The sequence below is a fragment of the Bradyrhizobium sp. SBR1B genome (genome assembly GCF_014198205.1).
Lineage (GTDB): Bacteria > Pseudomonadota > Alphaproteobacteria > Rhizobiales > Xanthobacteraceae > Bradyrhizobium.
On record NZ_JACIHC010000065.1, the window covers coordinates 1 to 2,725 of the forward strand.

1 protein-coding gene and 2 pseudogenes are annotated in these 2,725 nt (G+C 59.3%); 2 read left to right on the forward strand and 1 reads right to left on the reverse strand.

What is annotated here, in order from left to right; genetic code table 11:
* Nucleotides 1–995 precede the first annotated feature (995 nt).
* Nucleotides 996–1,436, forward strand: a pseudogene (locus GGD61_RS40020) (transposase); the annotation flags it as partial.
* A 75-nt stretch (nt 1,437–1,511) separates the two neighbouring features.
* Here the strand turns inward: GGD61_RS40020 and GGD61_RS40025 are convergent.
* Nucleotides 1,512–2,123 (reverse strand): group II intron maturase-specific domain-containing protein, encoded by a 612-nt coding sequence (locus tag GGD61_RS40025; protein ID WP_183232539.1) that lies wholly within the window; start codon nt 2,121–2,123, stop codon nt 1,512–1,514.
* A gap of 15 nt (nt 2,124–2,138) precedes the next feature.
* On the opposite strand from GGD61_RS40025, the pseudogene GGD61_RS40030 reads away from it, so the two are divergent.
* Nucleotides 2,139–2,635, forward strand: a pseudogene (locus GGD61_RS40030) (transposase); the annotation flags it as partial.
* Nucleotides 2,636–2,725 lie beyond the last annotated feature (90 nt).

Consider the following 2,725-nt stretch of genomic DNA (forward strand, 5'->3'; position numbering starts at 1 on the left):
CCCTTGATCGCCGCTAACGCCACCTTGGCCTTGAATGCCGGTGCGTGCTGCCGGCGGGCTCGTCTGCTCATCGTCTCTCCTGATTCGCGGGACAAGCTTGCCCGCCGTCAGGCACAAACTCCACTTATCGCCCTGTCCAGATTTCCGGAGCCAGCTCTACCACCGTTTGGCGATCCCAGGTTGAGGTTATCTGCTCAAAAATGGACGCGCTCCGGGAGCGACCCCCTTGACCTTATCCGAAATCGAGCTGCTCAGACGAGAGATGGGGACAGATTCTCCTCCAACGCGTCCGCTTTACTTACCGCGTCGTCGAGCCCTTTTTACGTTGCGGGATGCGTTCCTGACGCGAGCGCGGCTCGTCGCCTTCGCGACAGACGGTGTACTTGCCGAGGCTCGCGCTAACGATGAAGTTAGCGGCCACGTGACTCGGCGCCCTGACGTGAACCGAGGAGGCGCTGTCCCTACCACGCACCGCTAACTTCACCACGATCAGCCTCAAGCAGCGGAAGAAACTAACCGTGGCGTGTATCATTCGGCAAGCGCCCTAGCGCAACTATCAGGACTGGTCGTAGCCATTGATTTGGCGATCAGTCTCGGATCGCAGGCAGTGCGGGCGCGACTCGGCGCTGTTCGGTTGCGCTGGGCCGGAAGCTGCCCCTGCCCAGTTCGCACTGCCAATTGAAGTTAGCAGAGCGTGACTCGGCGCTTACTCCTCACGCATACACGGGGGAGCGCTGTCCCTGCTCTGCTAACTTCTCCACACTCAGCCTCAAAGTAGCGGAAGAAGCCGACCGGGAGCTTATCGCTCGCAGAAACGAGCATAATTTGTCGTCTGTGAAGAGCGGCTAAGCGATTGAGCTGGGATCGCATTATTCGTTGTGGCCTGTTTTGGGATTGCAGGGTTTTGATGCTTCGGGCATCGGAACCCTGCAATTTCGTTTTGAGGATTCCATCGAATCGCCAGTCATGATTGCGTCCTCGCATCGGAGGTGGCGATGCGACCGAAGAAGCCCAAAGCGAAGGGATCGGGCGATCTGTTCCGGGCCAGGCTGGACCAGATCATCAACATGAAGCACGAGCTGGTTCAGCTCGCCGGCAAGGTCGACTGGGACTGGGTCGACGGCGAGATCGCGCCGCTCTACAGCGAGAACGGTCGGCCGGGCATCGCGACCCGCTTCATGATCGGGCTGCTGCTGCTCAAGCACATTTACGGCTTGTCCGATGAGGGGGTGTGCGAGCGCTGGGTCCACGACCCGTATTTCCAGTACTTCACCGGCGAAGAATTCTTCCAGCATTCATTTCCGCACGAGCGCTCAGATTTGAGCCACTGGCGCAAGCGGCTCGGCGACAAGCTGGAGCTGCTGCTGGCCGAGAGCTTGCGGGTGGCGCACGAAGCCGGCGCGTTACGCAGCCAGGACCTCAAGCGTGTCACGGTCGGTCGAGTAGCCCCGGGGAATTGCACCCCGAGGCTCTCACGAAACCGGACGTGAACCTCTCGATTCATCCGGCTTCTATCTTCCAGCCGCAGGTCGAATGCCGACTCGCCACAAATAGAGGAGGTTCGGATCGCGCTGTGCGAGCCGTCCCAACCAATATACTGAGGCGACTTTCCGGCCTTTCAACCGCTTGTATTTCCGCCTCGTCCAACGGGCGAGCGCGTCGTTAACGTGACGAAGGACATTGACACATTCCGTCCGGTAAAACCGTCCGTAATAGTTCAGCCATCCTTGCACGACAGGATCAATCAGCTTGGCGAGTTCTTCAAGACTCCAGTGGTTTCGCGTCGAACCCAGTCGCCATGAGCGAATGGTTTGTCGGATTCCTTTGGCAGCCTTGTTGCTGATTGCCGGGAGGAAGTTGAGGAACTTCTCGCCCTTTCGATCGCGAGCGCTGCGCGGCTGGAAGGTGTAGCCAAGGAAGTCGAACGAGATGTGTTCGCATTCCTTTCTCCGTTTATTATCCTTGCAGTAGACGATCCGGGTTTTCTCCGGGTGGAGCTCCAGACCGCATTCCGCAAGACGTTTCCGGATCGCCTCCATGACGGTTCGAGCCTCGCTTTCAGTTCTGCAATGGATGACCTTGCCCCCGGGGCTTAATCCAGTTTGAAGTTCGTTCTGGCCCACGACGAGGACCAGAGCATGAAGCGTAGCCGCTTTACGGAAGAGCAGATTATCGGGATCTTGAAGGAGCACGAGGCCGGGGTGTCGGTCGCCGATCTATGCCGCAAGCACGGCGTGAGCGACGCCAGCATCTACAAATGGAAGGCCAAGTACGGCGGCATGGACGTCTCCGAGGCCAAGCGGCTGAGGACGCTGGAGGACGAGAACACGAAGCTGAAGCGGCTCCTGGCTGACGCCATGCTGGACAATGCGGCGTTGAAGGACCTTTTGGGAAAGAAGTTTTGACGCCCGCGGCCAAGCGGAAGGCTGTCGCGCGTCTCGTGGATGCCCACGGGATGAGCGAACGGCGGGCGTGTAAAGCCATCGGCTGCTGCCGCATGACCATGAGATATCGGACGACCCGAGCGGATGATGCCGGCGTTCGCCAGCGCATGAAGGCGATCGCCCAGGAGCGCCGCCGCTTCGGCTATCGGCGCCTGCATGTTCTGCTCAAGCGGGAGGGCTTTGCGATCAACCACATGGCCTAATCGCGCGCTCGAGGCTGAGGTAGAATGTTCTCCTCAGTGCAAACGAGGAGCATGTGATGACCCTTTATGTTGGTTTGG